The 16,408-nt window shown below is 45.5% G+C and carries 18 protein-coding genes; all 18 read left to right on the top strand.

Going from position 1 to position 16,408, the window contains the following annotated elements; all coding sequences use genetic code 11:
- The 18 genes from aroB (at position 1) to qcrB (ending at position 16,396) form a co-directional block, all read left to right on the top strand.
- Positions 1-1,095 (top strand): 3-dehydroquinate synthase, encoded by a 1,095-nt coding sequence (gene aroB / locus ACFQZR_RS17820; protein ID WP_379348201.1) that lies wholly within the window; start codon positions 1-3, stop codon positions 1,093-1,095.
- Positions 1,096-1,467 (top strand): chorismate mutase, encoded by a 372-nt coding sequence (aroH, locus tag ACFQZR_RS17815; protein ID WP_379348199.1) that lies wholly within the window; start codon positions 1,096-1,098, stop codon positions 1,465-1,467.
- Between the two features lie 394 nt (positions 1,468-1,861).
- Positions 1,862-3,412 carry an anthranilate synthase component I gene (gene trpE / locus ACFQZR_RS17810; protein ID WP_379348197.1) on the top strand — a complete coding sequence of 517 codons (1,551 nt, stop codon included), beginning with the start codon at positions 1,862-1,864 and terminating at the stop codon, positions 3,410-3,412.
- Between the two features lie 34 nt (positions 3,413-3,446).
- Positions 3,447-4,490 carry an anthranilate phosphoribosyltransferase gene (gene trpD, locus ACFQZR_RS17805; protein WP_379348195.1) on the top strand — a complete coding sequence of 348 codons (1,044 nt, stop codon included), beginning with the start codon at positions 3,447-3,449 and terminating at the stop codon, positions 4,488-4,490.
- Positions 4,480-5,271, top strand: a complete 792-nt coding sequence (trpC, locus tag ACFQZR_RS17800) for an indole-3-glycerol phosphate synthase TrpC (protein ID WP_379348193.1) — start codon at positions 4,480-4,482, stop codon at positions 5,269-5,271. Before trpD ends, trpC begins: the two co-directional genes overlap by 11 nt.
- 14 nt (positions 5,272-5,285) lie before the next feature.
- A complete protein-coding gene (locus ACFQZR_RS17795) occupies positions 5,286-5,972 on the top strand; it encodes a phosphoribosylanthranilate isomerase (protein ID WP_379348191.1) in 687 nt (228 codons plus the stop codon).
- The gene (trpB, locus tag ACFQZR_RS17790) at positions 5,969-7,180 is read left to right on the top strand and encodes a tryptophan synthase subunit beta (protein ID WP_379348189.1); all 1,212 of its coding nucleotides are present in this window, start codon (positions 5,969-5,971) and stop codon (positions 7,178-7,180) included. Before ACFQZR_RS17795 ends, trpB begins: the two co-directional genes overlap by 4 nt.
- Positions 7,161-7,973, top strand: a complete 813-nt coding sequence (gene trpA / locus ACFQZR_RS17785; protein WP_379348187.1) for a tryptophan synthase subunit alpha — start codon at positions 7,161-7,163, stop codon at positions 7,971-7,973. The genes trpB and trpA overlap by 20 nt, the downstream gene beginning before the upstream one ends.
- Before the next feature lie 19 nt (positions 7,974-7,992).
- A complete protein-coding gene (gene hisC / locus ACFQZR_RS17780; RefSeq protein WP_379348185.1) occupies positions 7,993-9,090 on the top strand; it encodes a histidinol-phosphate transaminase in 1,098 nt (365 codons plus the stop codon).
- A 51-nt stretch (positions 9,091-9,141) separates the two neighbouring features.
- Positions 9,142-10,242: a prephenate dehydrogenase gene (locus ACFQZR_RS17775; RefSeq protein WP_379348183.1), complete on the top strand. Its 1,101-nt coding sequence runs from the start codon at positions 9,142-9,144 to the stop codon at positions 10,240-10,242.
- Between the two features lie 618 nt (positions 10,243-10,860).
- Positions 10,861-11,454 (top strand): RNA polymerase sigma factor, encoded by a 594-nt coding sequence (locus tag ACFQZR_RS17770; RefSeq protein ID WP_018755332.1) that lies wholly within the window; start codon positions 10,861-10,863, stop codon positions 11,452-11,454.
- A complete protein-coding gene (locus ACFQZR_RS17765) occupies positions 11,451-12,041 on the top strand; it encodes an anti-sigma factor family protein (RefSeq protein ID WP_379348181.1) in 591 nt (196 codons plus the stop codon). The genes ACFQZR_RS17770 and ACFQZR_RS17765 overlap by 4 nt, the downstream gene beginning before the upstream one ends.
- A 108-nt stretch (positions 12,042-12,149) precedes the next feature.
- Positions 12,150-12,737 (top strand): histidine phosphatase family protein, encoded by a 588-nt coding sequence (locus ACFQZR_RS17760; protein ID WP_379348179.1) that lies wholly within the window; start codon positions 12,150-12,152, stop codon positions 12,735-12,737.
- Positions 12,738-12,867: 130 nt separating this feature from the next.
- Entirely contained in the window at positions 12,868-13,992 is a 1,125-nt protein-coding gene (locus ACFQZR_RS17755) for a hypothetical protein (protein WP_379348177.1), read from the top strand.
- A gap of 271 nt (positions 13,993-14,263) precedes the next feature.
- Positions 14,264-14,443 (top strand): IDEAL domain-containing protein, encoded by a 180-nt coding sequence (locus ACFQZR_RS17750; RefSeq protein WP_018755336.1) that lies wholly within the window; start codon positions 14,264-14,266, stop codon positions 14,441-14,443.
- 125 nt (positions 14,444-14,568) lie between these two features.
- The gene (locus ACFQZR_RS17745) at positions 14,569-14,994 is read left to right on the top strand and encodes a DUF2487 family protein (protein WP_379348174.1); all 426 of its coding nucleotides are present in this window, start codon (positions 14,569-14,571) and stop codon (positions 14,992-14,994) included.
- A 180-nt stretch (positions 14,995-15,174) separates the two neighbouring features.
- The gene (locus tag ACFQZR_RS17740) at positions 15,175-15,708 is read left to right on the top strand and encodes a Rieske (2Fe-2S) protein (protein WP_379348172.1); all 534 of its coding nucleotides are present in this window, start codon (positions 15,175-15,177) and stop codon (positions 15,706-15,708) included.
- A 16-nt stretch (positions 15,709-15,724) separates the two neighbouring features.
- The gene (gene qcrB / locus ACFQZR_RS17735; protein WP_379348170.1) at positions 15,725-16,396 is read left to right on the top strand and encodes a menaquinol-cytochrome c reductase cytochrome b subunit; all 672 of its coding nucleotides are present in this window, start codon (positions 15,725-15,727) and stop codon (positions 16,394-16,396) included.
- Positions 16,397-16,408 lie beyond the last annotated feature (12 nt).

The following is a 16,408-nucleotide window of genomic DNA, read 5'->3' as shown; positions in this document are numbered from 1 at the left end:
ATGAGAGAACTGTTAGTTGATTTAGGGGAAAGATCTTATCCGATCTACTTTGGTGAAGGATTGCTCGACCAAGCGGCGCAGTTCTTTACGAAACGTGGCATTACATCGAAGAGTCCAATCATGATCGTAACAGATTCATCCGTAGCGCCTCATTATTTGTCGGTACTCGAAGCTGCTCTTCAATCGGGTGGCTATCGTACGGTTAGCTATATTGTCCCATCAGGAGAGAAGTCGAAGTCGTTGTCTCAACTCGAAGAAATTGTGACCGTGGCGCTCGAAGCAGGGCTGGATCGCTCCTCGACCGTAGTTGCCTTAGGTGGCGGTGTTGTCGGAGATCTTGCAGGATTTGTGGCTGCGTCTTATATGCGCGGTATCAAATTCGTTCAGGTGCCAACGACAATCCTTGCGCATGACAGCAGTGTTGGCGGCAAAGTTGGTGTGAATCATGCGCTTGCGAAGAATATTATCGGTGCATTTCATCAACCGGAGATGGTGCTCTATGATTTGAATACACTTCGTACCCTTCCAGCCCGTGAAGTGGCTTCGGGACTTGCGGAGATGATCAAGCATGGTCTGATCTGGGATGCTGAGTTTGTTGCATGGATCGATGGGCATGTGCAGCATTTGCTGGCGTTAGAACCAGAATCGTTAAGCTATGGATTGTACAAAGGATGCAGTGTAAAGGCGAGCGTCGTTGCTGAGGATGAACGTGAGAACGATTTGCGCGCGATTTTAAACTTAGGGCATACGATCGGTCATGCGCTTGAAGCGGTGTCCGGTTATAACGAGTTGCTGCATGGGGAAGCCATCGCAATTGGTATGGTGGGTTCCGCGCTGATTGCGAAGTACTTAGGATTTGATGCATCGATCCATGGAGAGACGAAGCGGATTTTCACGAAGTTTGGCTTGCCAACATCGATCCCTCTGCATTTGAATGTCGAGCAGATCATGGATGCCATGATGCATGATAAGAAGTTCAAAGAAGGTTCGATGGTCTTCGTCGTACCGACTGCGATTGGACAGGTGGAGATTATGAAGGATATCTCTGCGGAACTCGTCCGTCAAGTGGTAATAGAATTGAAGGAGGAAATCTAAGTGATGGTACGCGGCATACGTGGTGCGACGACCGTAACGGCGAATGATGATCAAGAAATTCTGTCCGAGACAATCGTGCTGTTGAATGAAATTGTACGGGTGAACGAGTTCGTTCCTGAAGATATTTGCTCCGTGTTTGTGACGATGACGACGGATTTGGATGCTACTTTCCCCGCAAGAGCCATTCGGCAAATGAATGGATGGGAGCTTGTCCCTCTCATGTGCTCCATTGAAATACCCGTTAAAGGTGGATTAGAGCGCTGTATCCGACTCATGGTTCAAGTAAATACGACAAAACGTCAAGAAGAAGTGCGTCATGTCTACTTAAATGAGGCGAAGTGTCTTCGCCCGGATCTTGTAGAACAGATCTAGCCTATTTGGAACCTGGTCCGTGAGGATCAGGTTTTTTTGTTATTTCAGGATGCATCAGATTTCACCCATTCATTAAAATTCTTGGGAACGGATTGACGGTATTCCTCAGATACGTTATAGTGTACATATTATGTAAGTGTTTGTGAGCAGAGCCAGAGCAGAGCTAGTTTAGATGAGTTGAGATGAGCAGTGTCCAGTTGAGTTTAGTTATTTTTGAGATGAGTACATGGGAATAATGTATAGTTATAGTTCTTGTCGTATCATGGCATGGGCTTAGCTTGTATTCCGCATACTCCTGGGCAATCATTATCGAAGTCTAACCAACCTCTACCTTTGGTAGAGGTTTTTTTGTATATCCTGCAGCAAATACCACGAATGTGAGGAGTGAATGGATATGACCAATACGAGTTTAGAACAAGTCATGCAATATGCTGAGAAGTATAACCTCATACCTGTGGTTCGTACAATCATGGCGGATACCGAGACACCCATTCGGATCTTCCAACACTTCTATCAAGAGCCGAGAGCGTTCTTGCTGGAGAGTGTCGAAGGTGGTGTGAAATGGGCAAGGTACTCTTTTATTGGAACAGATCCTTTCCTGATGATTCGTGGTAAGAATGGTTCAATTGAAATCGAGAAGAATGGTCAAGTGGAGCGGGTGGTAGAGAAGCCCATCGAGACGTTGAAAGCGTACCTGCGTTCCTTTCGTTCCCCAGCCAATGAGCAAATGCCTCCCTTCACAGGTGGAGCGATCGGGTTCTTCGGATATGACCTGCTGCAATACTATGAGAACTTACCAGCGCATGCTGTCGATGATATGAACATGAATGATATCCAGTTTATGTTCTGCGACCAGGTCATTGCGTTCGATCATATGAAACAACAGATTCAAGTTATGGCTAACATTCATATCCCGGAATTTGCCTTAGATAACGATATTAAGACGCTCTATGAGCAAGCGGTTCGCAAAACCGAATCCATGATGGATCGCTTAAGACAGCCCATTCCACATGCTATGATGAGCAGCCAACCGATTCCAGAACAAGTTGACCTTGGCGACGTCGCATCGAATATTTCGAAAGAGCAGTATATCGCGAATGTGCACCAAGCCAAAGCGTTGATACGAGCGGGAGATATTTTTCAAGTGGTCTTATCGCAACGCTTCCATTTGGAGACAGAGGTTTCACCGTTGCAGGTCTATAGAGTGCTCCGGACGATGAATCCTTCTCCTTATATGTATTATTTGAAAATGGATGATGAGGTTATTGTAGGTGCGTCACCAGAGGCGCTCGTAAAAGTGAATGATGGGCGGATCGAGACGAAGCCGATCGCAGGCACGAGACCACGGGGAGCGACACCGGAAGAAGATGAAGCATTGGAAAGCGAACTTCTCTCAGATGAGAAAGAGCGAGCTGAGCACCTCATGCTGGTTGACCTAGGTCGGAATGATATCGGGCGTGTATCCGAGTTTGGAACGGTACGTTGCGATACCTACATGGAGATTGAACGTTATTCACATGTGATGCATATTGTCTCGAACGTATCGGGTCAGCTCAGACGAGATAAAGATTTCTTCGATGCATTACTCTCTTGTATGCCGGCGGGAACCTTATCTGGTGCACCTAAGATTCGAGCGATGGAGATCATAGCCGAGATGGAGCGGGAATCACGCGGCGCGTATGGGGGGGCAATCGGCTACCTTGGGTTTAACGGCAATATGGATACATGCATTACGATTCGGACGATGATCTTCAAGAACGGCAAGGCTTATGTGCAAGCAGGTGCCGGTATCGTCTGGGATTCTATCCCCGAAAATGAGTACCAAGAGACAGTCAACAAAGCCATGGGCTGTTTGAAAGCCATTCGGATGGCAGAAGCGATCTTCCCGAACCAACGTAAAGATGAAGTTCAATATACGAATTTGGATTATTTCGTAAGAGCATAGCCCGTAGCTGAGATAAGTTTGAGGAGGAGCAGAGATGAGTAGAGAAGATCAGGTTATTATTGATGCGATTGATAAACTGATAAGTGGTCATGATTTAACGCGTGAAGAGGCGCAGGGGATCATGAATGAGATTATGGAAGGGCGTGCGACATCAGCCCAAATCGGCAGCATCCTTACCGCTATGCGGATAAAAGGAGAGACGATTGACGAAATCGCTGGCTTCGCGGAAGTGATGCGGTCCAAATCGAACCGTGTGTTGACAGAACAGCACCAACTGCTTGATACTTGCGGTACAGGCGGCTCAGGAATTCATAAATTTAACATTTCGACGGTATCTGCAATCATCGCTTCAGCAAATGGCGTACGCGTGGCGAAACACGGCAATCGTACGGCATCCGGCCGTGTAGGCAGTGCTGATGTGCTGGAGGCGCTAGGCGTTAACATTCATTTGACGAGTGATGCTGCAGCCCAATGTCTCAATGACATTAACATTTGTTTCATGTTCGCACAGGTCTATCATCCTTCGATGAAGCATGCGGCTGGTCCGCGTCGTGAGCTGGGTGTTAGAACGATCTTCAATATGCTCGGTCCACTGACGAACCCGGCAGGTGCTGACCGTCAATTACTTGGTATCTATGATCGTTCCAAGACGGAGACGATTGGCGGAGTATTGAGTCAACTTGGACTTAAACGAGCGATGGTCGTGTCGAGCTACGATGGACTGGATGAGATTAGTATCTCAGCTCCTACGAGAATTACAGAGCTTCGTAACGGTGACTTACAGACCTATGATATTGATCCGGAGCTGCTGGGACTGCGTACTCATTCGCTAGAAGCGGTGATGGGCGGGGATGCAGAGACCAATGCCATGATCATACGGAACATCCTTCAGGGTGAGCAGGGGGCATATCGTGATATTGTGCTTGCGAATGCAGGAGCTTGCATCTATGTGTCAGGACAGACTTCGACAATGCAGGAAGGCGTGAAATTGGCTGGTGATCTGATTGATTCAGGCAGAGCCCTCGCCAAATTAGAGCAACTTATTAAGACGACAGGAGAAATCGCATATGTTTCTTGATCGGATCGTAGCAACGAAGAAGTTGGAAGTGGAACAACTAGCTGAATCATTTCAGTTAACGATTGCAGAACGGCAGATTGCATCCATGCCGACATGTTTAGGGTTTGAGAAAGCTTTGTCGACGGGACGTCATCGCGCAATGGGATTAATTGCTGAGGTGAAGAAAGCCTCTCCGTCCAAAGGATTAATTCGTCCGGATTTTCATCCGGTTGCTTTGGCAAAAGGCTATGAAGAAGCGGGAACTGATTGCATTTCGGTGCTGACCGATACGCCATATTTTCAAGGAAGCAATGCTTATTTAAGTGCCGTACGGGAAGCGGTAAATGTACCGATACTCCGGAAAGATTTTATTATCGACGAACGTCAAATTTATGAGGCACGCTTAATCGGTGCGGATGCCGTGCTCCTCATAGCTGCGATTCTTACGAAACAGCAGATCGATAGCTATCTTGAAACAGCGAAGTCCATCGGACTCGATGTGTTGGTCGAGGTACATGACCGTGCGGAACTTGAGACAGTACTTGATTTGGGGACAGCAACATTAATCGGGGTAAATAACCGGAATCTGCATACATTCGAGACGAACATTCGAACGACGGAAGAATTGATTGGACTTATGCCGCAAGGGATTACGAATGTAAGCGAGAGTGGGATCTCAAGCTCAGCCGATATGGCATATTTACAGTCTATCGGAGCCCATGCCGTATTGATCGGTGAGCATTTCATGCGTCAGAAATCAGTAGAACAAGCTATCGTTGATCTGATGGGCGAAGTACAATGAAAGGGGCTGCGCTCATGAATGTAGAACAACTCGTCCAAGTTCCCACCGTGAAAATTTGTGGACTTCAAAGCGTTGAAGTGCTAAAATCGATGATACACTTACCTATCGATCAAATCGGATTTGTATTCGCGAGAAGTAAACGACGGGTTAGCCTCGAGCAGGCCGCCCAGATGATCGCCTATATTCGTGAGCAGAATATGTCTAGCCCCTTGACGGTTGGTGTGTTCGTGAACCCCGATCTGCATGAAGTCGTGGAATTATTACGTACGGTTCCGCTGGATGTCGTGCAACTGCACGGACAAGAAAGTCCCGAGTTCTGCAAGGCATTGAAAGATAATTGCAATGTTCAAATTTATAAAGCACATTCGATGAAATTAGATCAGGAGGATGACCAAGGAGCTGAAGCATGGGATGCCTACCGAGGTGTCGTCGATGCTTTTCTCCTGGATAGTTACGATCCTGTATATATTGGTGGTTCCGGCAAGGTATTTAATTGGGAATTAATTGCTCCTTATCAAGCATGGGCGAGAGCTGCAGGTATTCAATTGATCGTTGCAGGCGGACTAGACCCGGATAATGTTCGGCGTTTAATCGTAGAACGAGCGCCAGACGGGGTAGATGTATCCAGCGGCGTAGAGACGGATGGCGTGAAAGATATCGCGAAAGTGACAGCATTTGTAGAAAGGGTGAAGTTACAATGAACCAGGTACCAGATCAGAATGGACGTTTCGGTGAATTCGGAGGGAGATTCGTTCCTGAGACATTGATGAACGCATTATTAGAATTGGAAGCAGCTTATCATCAATATACGCAAGACCCAACATTTATCGAAGAGTTAAATTATTTGCTCAAGCAGTATTCCGGCAGACAGACACCACTCTATTATGCAGAACGTTTATCTTCGCATTTAGGCGGAGCTAAAGTCTATCTGAAACGCGAAGATCTAAATCATACGGGAGCACATAAAATCAACAATACGATTGCACAGGCACTGCTCGCCAAACGCATGGGCAAGACGAAAGTAATTGCAGAGACAGGCGCAGGGCAGCATGGGGTAGCTACGGCAACGGTCGCAGCACTGCTTGGACTTGAGTGTAAAGTGTTTATGGGTGAAGAAGATACGAAACGTCAGCAATTAAATGTTTTCCGTATGAAATTACTCGGCTCAGAAGTGATTTCTGTGACATCCGGCTCGAAAACATTGAAGGATGCAGGAAATGAAGCGTTAAGATACTGGGTTAGTAACGTGCAGGATACCTTCTACATCCTCGGTTCTGTTGTAGGTCCGCATCCATATCCAATGATGGTTCGGGATTTCCAACGTGTCATTGGGGATGAAGCGAGAGCACAGATTCTGGAGGCGGAAGGACGTCTGCCGGATGCGGTAGTAGCTGCGGTTGGAGGCGGCAGTAATGCGATGGGGATTTTTTATCCGTTCGTGCAAGACGAAGCCGTTCGATTGATCGGCGTTGAAGCTGCAGGTCGAGGCGTGAACACGGAGTTTCATGCCGCAACGATGACAAAAGGATCCAAGGGTGTCTTCCAAGGTTCGATGAGTTATCTACTACAAGATGAATATGGACAAGTTATCGAAGCTCATTCCATATCAGCGGGGTTGGATTACCCAGGCGTTGGACCTGAGCATTCCTATCTCAAAGATACAGGCCGAGCTGAATATGTTCCAATTCGCGATGATGAAGCATTAGAGGCCCTGCAATTATTATGTCGGACGGAAGGCATTATTCCGGCACTAGAGTCAGCGCATGCAATCGCTCAGGTTGTTAAGGTCGCTCCGACGATGGGTAAGGATGAGATTATTGTCGTGTCTCTATCTGGACGCGGTGATAAGGATGTTGAATCCATCATGAAATACTTGGGAGGTAGCGCGGATGCAAACGAATCGCATTGATCAATCGTTCGAGAAGCTGCGGGCGGCAGGAGAAACAGCACTTATTCCTTTCTTAACGATCGGGGACCCCGATGTCCCAACTTCGATTGAAATTATTAAGCAGCTGGAGGCAGCAGGAGCACACATGGTAGAGCTAGGAGTTCCTTACTCAGACCCTCTTGCGGATGGACCGGTTATTCAACGTGCATCGTCCCGAGCATTGAAACATCGGATTACCATTCTGGATTGTATTCATGTTGCGAGGGAAGCTAGAGAGCAGGGTGTAAATTTACCCTTCATTCTGTTCACTTACTATAATCCGGTGCTTCAATTAGGTCTAGAGCGGTTCTTCGAGTTGCTTGCTGAGAACGATATCAGCGGCATCATTATTCCAGATTTACCCGTTGAAGAAGATCAACATGTCCGTGAATTGTCAGCAAGGACGAATATTCACTTAATTCCGCTTGTTGCACCGACATCGCAAGATCGAATTGAACGCATTGTTCGTAATGCTGGCGGTTTCATTTATTGTGTATCCTCACTTGGGGTCACGGGTGAGCGTTCGTCCTTCCATGAAGGGATTGAATCCTTCATTCAATCTGTGAAGGCAGCGTCGAACTTGCCTGTTGCTGTTGGCTTCGGAATTTCAAGTAATGAACAGTTCCGTATGTTCTCACAAATGTGTGATGGTGTCGTCGTAGGAAGCGCCATTGTGCGGAAAATTGAAGATGAGCTGCCAAACCTCGGTTCACCGACGACAAGGAATGCAGCGTTCTTGCATATCCAAGATTTTGTGCGACAATTAAAGGCATAAATATGAAAGGATGATTACGATGCAGCCTAAATCAAATATAGTAAATTTACCGGTGTACCAACCGGGTAAACCCATTGAAGATGTGAAGCGGGAGTTAGGCTTGGCGGAAGTGATCAAGCTGGCGTCCAACGAGAACCCATTCGGTTGCTCAGAGAAGGCGAAGCAAGCAATCGCGAATGAACTATCGCAAGTAAGCATTTATCCGGATGGGTTTGCCGTAGAATTATCCGCAGCGATAGCAGCACATTTCAATGTGAAGCCGAATCAATTGGTGTACGGTGCAGGTTCGGATGAGATCATTCTTATGATTGCCCGCGCATTTATCGTTCCGGGTGACGAGACGATTATGGCGGACCAGACGTTCCCGCAGTATAAGCATAATACGGATATTGAGGGCGCCGTATGTATTCAGGTACCGCTTATTGATGGAAAGCATGATCTCCCTGGCATGTTAGCTCAGATCACAGAGAAGACGAAGGTTGTCTGGGTCTGCAACCCGAATAACCCGACGGGTACAATTGTATCCAAGGAAGAGTTAGTCGCATTCCTGAATCAAGTGCCGAAGCATGTGTTGGTTGTACTTGACGAAGCATACTGTGAATATGTGACAGATCCGTCTTACCCAGATGGTCTTGAGCTCTTGCCGCACTATGAGAACCTCATTACATTGCGTACGTTCTCCAAAATTTATGGTCTAGCTTCCTTACGGATCGGCTATGGAATCGGACATCCTGAGGTTGTGAAGCTGATTAATCAGGTTCGTGAACCATTTAATACATCGCGTTTCGCGCAAGCTGCTGCTCTTGCTGCACTTGGTGACCAAGATTTCATTCGGCAGTGCCGTGATTCGAATGCTGCAGGAATTGCTTATCTGCAAGCAGAATTCGCTCGTCTTGGACTGTCGTCGTTCCCTGCACACGGGAATTTCGTCATGTTCGATGTACAGCGTCCTGCCATGACCGTCTTCAACGAGTTGATGCGTAAAGGGATCATTGTTCGTGCAGGTCATAAATATTATCCAACCTATATTCGCGTGACTGTAGGCAGTGAAGAACAGAATCGCAAATTCATTCAAGCACTAGAAGAAGTTTTGCAGGAAGTTGCTGTGGAAGCATAGATTTCCTAGAATCTTTAGCGTGACTATATTTCATAAAAGAAGTGAACTGACATGTCGATCAAAATTGCAATTTACGGTGTAGGACTGATCGGTGGATCTCTGGCCTTGTGTTTCAAAGGCAAGCCAGGGATCACGGTGATTGGTCACTCCAATAACCCCAAATCAGCTCAGAAATATTTAGACCGCCATGTCGTCGATATAGCGACGACGTCGTTTGAAGAGGCGGCGCTGGATGCTGATTTTATTTTCATCTGTGTCCCTGTAGGTAATCTCGAAGAGTATTTGCGGCGGTTAAGCGAGCTGCCACTCAAGCCAGGCTGCGTGATCACGGATGTCGGCAGTACCAAGGCTTCCATTGCCACATGCGCGCGGCGGACGGATTGGAGCAGCATGGGTGTCACCTTCATCGGCGGCCATCCCATGGCAGGCTCGGAACGATCCGGCGTTGAGGCGGCTTCTACCTTATTGTTCGAGAATGCGTATTATGTGCTCACACCAGAAGAAGATGTCGAAGAAGAGGCTTACCATCGCCTAGAAGAACTTCTGAAATATACGAGAGCTCAAATTGTACGGGTAGATCCGAAGCTTCATGATGATATCGTCGGTGCGATCAGTCATTTACCGCATCTTATTGCGGTTGCGCTCGTGAATCAAGTTCGACAATACAATGACACCAACCCGTTATATCAGAGTCTGGCGGCTGGTGGTTTTCGTGATATCACACGCATAGCGAACAGTGATCCGTATATTTGGCGTGATATTCTACTCAACAATAAGAATGTCTTGCTTGGCTTGTTGAAGGATTGGAACAATCAAGTGGCGTCCTTTATCGATATTCTGAACCGTGAAGATGGGGAGGGGATCATTCAGGAGTTCACGCATGCGGGAGCTTTCCGCAGTCAGCTGCCTGAACGACGCAAGGGAATGATCACTTCGCTGTATGACGTCTATGTTGATGTGCCAGATGAGCCGGGTGTGATTGGTCATATAGCGACTGAGCTCGGAAATCAACACTTGAACCTTAGCAATCTGCAGATTATCGAAAGCCGTGAAGATGTTCCGGGTGTGCTCCGTTTGTCGTTCCGCAACGAGAAGGATTGGGACCGTGCTCAGCAGGTTTTGCCTACATTAGGCTTCACAGTATACGTTTAAATTTTTGAAGAAGTATTTTTTGGTAAAAGAATGTTGACAAAATGAAAACGGATACATATAATAAAAGTACAGTATGGTTTCTCTCCACTCCTATCCAAATAATTGCACTTTGTGCAACCGCCTACAAGTTAGGCGGTCTTTTTTTTGTTCTTTTACGTAGTTGATGTGAAAATTTACGAAATCAGTGTTTTATTGGTTATATTTACTGTCTTTACTTTGTGCGATTTTTACGATAATCTGTTGACTTACCTACAGCCATTGTAGCAGGAAAGGCAATCCGCGATATTACTCAGATCATGATCGTTATCCACGTAATATAATCATCTTTTGAATTTACTTCCATTGTCGTGGCTTTTTAGGTCATATCACTTAATAGTTACTATTTTTTCATCGAATGACATACAATTCTTAAAAAATCTTTATCTTTGAAAAGGATAAGATATGATACAATAAAATTTAGGTATCTTACCCTAATATCTGGATTAAATTATCAAAAACGTAAATAAAAGTGCGGATTCCGAATAAAGTGATGAATGCACCGCAACTTTTTATACTCAGTTCGGTATAACTATGTAACGAGCTGGGATGTTCTTGGAAAGGCAAGGAGGGTCGTATTTCATGACCGATTCCCAGATTATTCGTGAAATTAAAGAGGGGAACGTCGAGCTCTATGCAGAGCTGATGAGGCGTTACCAACGCAAGATTGTTGCATTTATTTTTCATATGCTCAAAAGCGCGCAAATGGAATTGCTAGCTGAGGATTTATGTTCCGAGACGTTCTACAAGGCTTTTCGCAGCCTGCATTCGTTTCGTGAGGTGGATGCTTCTTTTTCGACATGGTTGTATACAATTGCTCGAAATACGGTACTAAGTGAATTGCGTAAGCAGAAGGCTGCGAGTATATCTCTAGATGAGAGCGGGTATGTGCCTGTTGCGTCCAGTGATATTGTTCCAGAGCAAGAGGTGCTGCGCAGTGAGAAAGTTAGCTTAGTCCGCGAGGCGATTAACAATCTTCCAGAGAAGCAGAGATCGGCCCTAATATTAAGAGAATACGATCAGATGGATTATCAAGAAATCGCTAATATTCTCGGGCAAACGGTGAGTTCCGTTAAATCCTTGTTATTTCGTGCACGAGCAAGTGTGAAGAATCAATTGGAACCCTATTTTGCTGAACCGATTTACGAGGAATATGAAGGGATGAAATCCAGATGAAGTGCGAAGAAGTCCAAGAATTGTTAGGGGAGTATTGGGATTTGCCTGAGGATGATGCTGTTCGTCTCCATGTAGACCGACATCTTGAACATTGTGTGGATTGTACTCAGCAATTCAGAATATGGGAAGAAAGCCAGACGCTGATTCAAGAATTTACGGCGCCCGTTGACACAATCTATGGAGCCGATATGGATTTAAGCAGAAATGTTATGGAGCGAATTTATACAGAGTCAGATTGGCTGATGCCTGTCTCGAGTCGAAGTTACTCGTTCTCAATGAAGCTAAGACGGAATGCGACGGCATGTATTGCTGGATTTATGGCTATATTCCTATGTAGTTTTCTATATTTAATGATTGCTGGCGGGCCATCGGATACAGACCAACTGAATCAGATTAATGCGCTCGTTGGTGGAGATATGAACATTTCAACTAATTTGAATTTGAGTCAAATTGCAGTAGCTTACGCAGGCGATCCGCCGATCCTAGAAGTTGTGCCTACATATCCGCATTATTGGATCGCTCTCTCATTGTTAGGAATTACTTTTTCCTTGCTGCTCTTGAACTGGTTAGCAAGAGTCAGAAAATAGGAATTCTTAGGACGACATATGCAAATAATCAATTTGTTTATATAGATATAGATTCAAGGTCAGTTTAACAGCTGATTATTGATAAACTGTATAAGGGAGACGGAGATCTTGTTAATTGGCTTAATACGACACGGTCAGACCGACTGGAATTTAATTGGGAAAATACAAGGCAGAACCGATATTCCGCTGAATGAGAACGGAAGAAATCAGGCGAAATTACTGGCGGATCGACTCTCACGGGATACGTATACATGGGATTATGTCATCTCCAGCGGGTTGCAGCGTGCAGAAGAGACGGCATCGATTATCGCCAAGTCATTGAATATTCCATTACTTCCTCCGGATGGACGACTAATAGAGCGTTCCTATGGACAAGTCGAAGGGACAACGCAAGAAGAACGTATCGCGCGTTGGGGAGACCAATGGCGGGACCAGGATCTTGGTCAAGAGACGAATAACGAGGTACGTGCTCGGGCGATGCAATACCTGCAGGATATGAGCGGACAGCATTCGAATTCGAACATCCTCATGGTAAGTCACGGTAGTTTTCTTGCGCAGTTATATCTCGCGCTCTTCCAAGAACGATTCCAAGAGAATATTAAGAATCTTTCCTTTACCGTACTTGAGAAGAGAGATCTTCAGTGGAGTCCAATCCTTTACAATTGCACACGACATTTAGAAGAGACGAACGTCTAGCTCATGAGGAGCTGGACGTTTTTTTACGTTCTAGGGAATAAAATTCGATAAAAACCCCATAATGGTATGTAAAAGACCTTGTTTTACACGGAACATGAACCGTAGTTAGCGACCGACCGGAGGAACCCGAATGAATTTTGCAGACATGCTTAGTTATGCTGATATTCATCAACTCACGAGAATTGCACAACACTACCAATGCGAATGCAATGAGAACTCGAAGAATGAGCTAATCCAGTCCATTCTTTCCACCGTCAGCCGTAAGGACATCTTTGAGGATCATGTAACACGGCTAAATATAGAAGACTTGCGATTTTTGAACTCTATTCTGTTTGATCATCGCGAGACATTAAGTCTAGAAGAGCTGGTCGCCTATGTTCAGCAGACGAAATTCGATCTACCTGACGCGGTACTTTCGTCGAATCCGAGGGATACCATTGTGAAATTTAAGTATTTAGGATGGCTATTTAACGGCTTCTCTCAACAGACGCGTTATTTGTTCCAAGTTCCTCTAGATCTTAAAGACCGCTTCCGCTCGGTTCTGGAACGTAAATTTCAGTCCGAGCTGCATTATACCTCTGAACCACCTGTCTATCGGGATGAGCAGATGCTGATTGTTGAAGATTTGCACCTACTGCTTAAATTCGTACATAACCATACGATCCCATTAAACGGAGAGGGCGTCATGTACCGGAGAAGTCAACAGCAATTGCTTGAGGGTCTCTCGGTAACAGAATCACTCGTCGGTAAAGGAGGATGGCGATTCGGTTACGGTCTAAGGTTTAAGGAATATCCCAATCGAATGTCATTTCTGTACGACTATGCGATTTACCAAGGGTTGCTGGAAGAGCGGGAGGAGCGCTTAATTCTGACTTCGGCCGGTCAAGATATGCTTGCACTCGGGAAGAAGGAACTGCTCACGAATATGTATCGATTCTGGCTCCGTCTCTATAAAAATGCTATTCCTAATTTGCTATCACTTGTCCATTGGATTGAGAGTTGTACTCGGGAATGGGTAACTTTACAATCCTTACAGCAAGTTATTGGACCGTTCATTAAGCCGTTCTATTATGACGATGCTGCTTCGATTATGGAACAGCGAATTCTGCGAATGATGATGCATCTGGGGTTGCTTCGATTCGGTGAGGATGAACAAAATGGCCAGATGGTCCAGATGACAACAATGGGAAGAGCTGTTGTACAAGGGGTTTACGTTCCCCATGAAGATAAAATTGTGCTGCCATCACATTTATAAGATTGTGTATCGCTTAGGCGAGAGTACATTCAAAGCAATGGGGGGCGAATGCACTAAACGGTCGTGGAAACGCTGAATATGCTTTATTAAGGGCAGTTAGTCGTGCCACCCGGTAAACGAATTTTCTGCCTATACTCTTTCTCTAGGTTCACCCGCCAAGGTCGTCCGAAAATGGCAGATGATGATTGGGCACAAGCGTCGAACAATGGAAAGATGCGGTGAGAGGAAAGGAATATAGGATCTCTTGGACGTAAGTGTGGAGGTGTATCCTATGGATAAAATGAAAGTTACTTATGAAGCGATGTTAAGTTTAACAGCTGAAATGGTGCTTGATGAGGCACTGCGCAAATATCGAACTGAACAAATTTATCTGGAGATTGACAAAGCTTTGGCAACCGGGGATCGGATCTCCTTCCGAATACTGACGGATGAGCTGAAATCCATGAATTGAAGAGTCGCGCCAGCGGCTCTTTATTTTTGTTAGAACTTCCATGCTAAAAATTTTATGAAGATCTGAATGGTCTAACTTGTCCCTGGGAAAATTATGTTTATAATGGATGGGAGAGGAGTGATACCATGAAATTTAGTGAAATAGCAAGCGATCAATGGGAAGAATTGCAGCCGTATCTTGACACCTGCCTCCTCCCTGTCACAGGATTAACCGGTAAGGAATCGCCATATGAAGCGACTTTGGCATTAGAGCAGCTAAGGGATTGGATGGACGAGGTAGAAGTTCCGTTTAAAGGACGGATGGTAACTTATCCTGCTTTCCATTATGCTGATGAGAAAGATTGTGAAAGAGTCAATGCATTTTGTCAACATCTCAAAGAAGGTGGATTTACCTACGTAGTTCTGATCTCAGCGCAATTATCTCTGACGGACGAAATGGTTAAGAATGCTGATCTGGCGCTGTCTCCAGCCACTGTAATCCCATCCGAGGAAGAGGATATTAGCCATATCATGACTCGCAAAATCCAGCAACTTTGGCACAAAAATGTCTAGACCAATTGTGACAAATTCGCAACATTTACCTATGGCTTTCCGTGAACTTCCTAGAAATGTATTGGTAAATTCTTGACGCTATACAGGTCCTAAGATATTATAATTATGTCCTAGTTAGTGTGTGATTTTATTCATTGAAACGTAAGGAAACTATGGTTGGCAAAGGGGGTTGAACACAGAATGAGTAACCATAATGAACATGAGAAGAAGGGGAACGCAAGGAAGGAGATGACACGTCGTCAATTTCTTGCGTATACACTTGGGGGTACGACGGCATTTATGGCTGGCGGTGTAGCAATTCCGATGATTCGTTTTGCCGTAAATCCGTTATTGGAAAAGAAAGAAAAAGGGTCGTTCATTAAGGTTGTCGAAGAAACCAAAATTACGAATGAACCTCAAGAATTCTCTTTCCAAAGACACCAAGTTGATGGTTGGTACGAAAGCGATGCCAAATTATCTGCTTACATATCTAAAAGTGAGGACGGTAAGATTTTTGCATTGTCCCCGATTTGTCAGCATCTAGGCTGTACGATTGGTTGGAACAATGATAAGAATTTCCCGAATGAGTACCACTGTCCTTGTCACGGGGCTCACTACACCAAAGACGGCAAGAACTTGGCTGTTGCACCTCGTCCGCTAAAAGAGTATCAGATGAAAATCGAGAACGGTTTCATCTACTTGGGCGATTTGATGGATAACACAAGAGTTAAATAAGGAGGCGTAAAATCAGATGGCTAAAGGTATCTACAACTGGATAGATGAACGTCTTGATATTACGCCGATGTGGAGAGACGTTGCAGATCACGAGGTTCCTGAACACGTTAACCCTGCGCATCACTTCTCCGCATTTGTATACTGTTTTGGCGGATTGACGTTCTTTATCACTGTAATTCAAATTTTGTCCGGTATGTTCCTGACGATGTACTATGTTCCGGACATTATTAATGCCTATGCGAGCGTTGAGTTCTTGCAGACCAAAGTTGCATTTGGTCAAATCGTTCGCGGGATGCACCACTGGGGTGCGAGTCTTGTTATCGTAATGATGTTCTTACATACGCTCCGCGTATTCTTTACAGGATCTTACAAAGCGCCTCGCGAAATGAACTGGGTAGTTGGCGTATTGATCCTTTTCGTAATGCTCGGACTTGGTTTCACAGGTTATTTGTTACCATGGGACAACAAAGCATACTTCGCAACAAAAGTAGGTATGCAAATTGCGGATTCCGTACCGGTCATTGGTCCGTACGTAAAAGAATTCCTGCAAGGGGGAACAATCGTCGGTGCACAGACGTTGTCGAGATTCTTCGCTTTGCACGTATTCTTCTTACCGGCTGGACTCCTTGCACTCTTAGGCGGACACTTCTTCATGATTCGTAAACAAGGGATCTCGGGACCACTATAAGAGAGGAGGAAG

It is taken from the genome of Paenibacillus sp. GCM10027629 (genome assembly GCF_042676425.1).
GTDB classification, from domain to species: Bacteria; Bacillota; Bacilli; order Paenibacillales; family Paenibacillaceae; genus Paenibacillus_K; species Paenibacillus_K terrigena.
The sequence above is the reverse complement of the archived record's forward strand: the minus strand, read 5'-3'. Positions and strand labels throughout refer to the sequence as shown.

What these genes read in the sequence shown, in the direction of transcription:
- hisC (WP_379348185.1), top strand. Translation starts at nt 7,993, where the DNA reads ATGCAGCCTAAATCAAATATAGTAAATTTACCGGTGTACCAACCGGGT.
- trpD (WP_379348195.1), top strand. Translation starts at nt 3,447, where the DNA reads ATGAGTAGAGAAGATCAGGTTATTATTGATGCGATTGATAAACTGATA.
- ACFQZR_RS17740 (WP_379348172.1), top strand. Translation starts at nt 15,175, where the DNA reads ATGAGTAACCATAATGAACATGAGAAGAAGGGGAACGCAAGGAAGGAG.
- ACFQZR_RS17775 (WP_379348183.1), top strand. Translation starts at nt 9,142, where the DNA reads ATGTCGATCAAAATTGCAATTTACGGTGTAGGACTGATCGGTGGATCT.
- ACFQZR_RS17765 (WP_379348181.1), top strand. Translation starts at nt 11,451, where the DNA reads ATGAAGTGCGAAGAAGTCCAAGAATTGTTAGGGGAGTATTGGGATTTG.
- ACFQZR_RS17795 (WP_379348191.1), top strand. Translation starts at nt 5,286, where the DNA reads ATGAATGTAGAACAACTCGTCCAAGTTCCCACCGTGAAAATTTGTGGA.
- trpA (WP_379348187.1), top strand. Translation starts at nt 7,161, where the DNA reads ATGCAAACGAATCGCATTGATCAATCGTTCGAGAAGCTGCGGGCGGCA.
- trpC (WP_379348193.1), top strand. Translation starts at nt 4,480, where the DNA reads ATGTTTCTTGATCGGATCGTAGCAACGAAGAAGTTGGAAGTGGAACAA.
- ACFQZR_RS17745 (WP_379348174.1), top strand. Translation starts at nt 14,569, where the DNA reads ATGAAATTTAGTGAAATAGCAAGCGATCAATGGGAAGAATTGCAGCCG.
- ACFQZR_RS17750 (WP_018755336.1), top strand. Translation starts at nt 14,264, where the DNA reads ATGGATAAAATGAAAGTTACTTATGAAGCGATGTTAAGTTTAACAGCT.
- trpE (WP_379348197.1), top strand. Translation starts at nt 1,862, where the DNA reads ATGACCAATACGAGTTTAGAACAAGTCATGCAATATGCTGAGAAGTAT.
- ACFQZR_RS17755 (WP_379348177.1), top strand. Translation starts at nt 12,868, where the DNA reads ATGAATTTTGCAGACATGCTTAGTTATGCTGATATTCATCAACTCACG.
- trpB (WP_379348189.1), top strand. Translation starts at nt 5,969, where the DNA reads ATGAACCAGGTACCAGATCAGAATGGACGTTTCGGTGAATTCGGAGGG.
- ACFQZR_RS17770 (WP_018755332.1), top strand. Translation starts at nt 10,861, where the DNA reads ATGACCGATTCCCAGATTATTCGTGAAATTAAAGAGGGGAACGTCGAG.
- qcrB (WP_379348170.1), top strand. Translation starts at nt 15,725, where the DNA reads ATGGCTAAAGGTATCTACAACTGGATAGATGAACGTCTTGATATTACG.
- aroB (WP_379348201.1), top strand. Translation starts at nt 1, where the DNA reads ATGAGAGAACTGTTAGTTGATTTAGGGGAAAGATCTTATCCGATCTAC.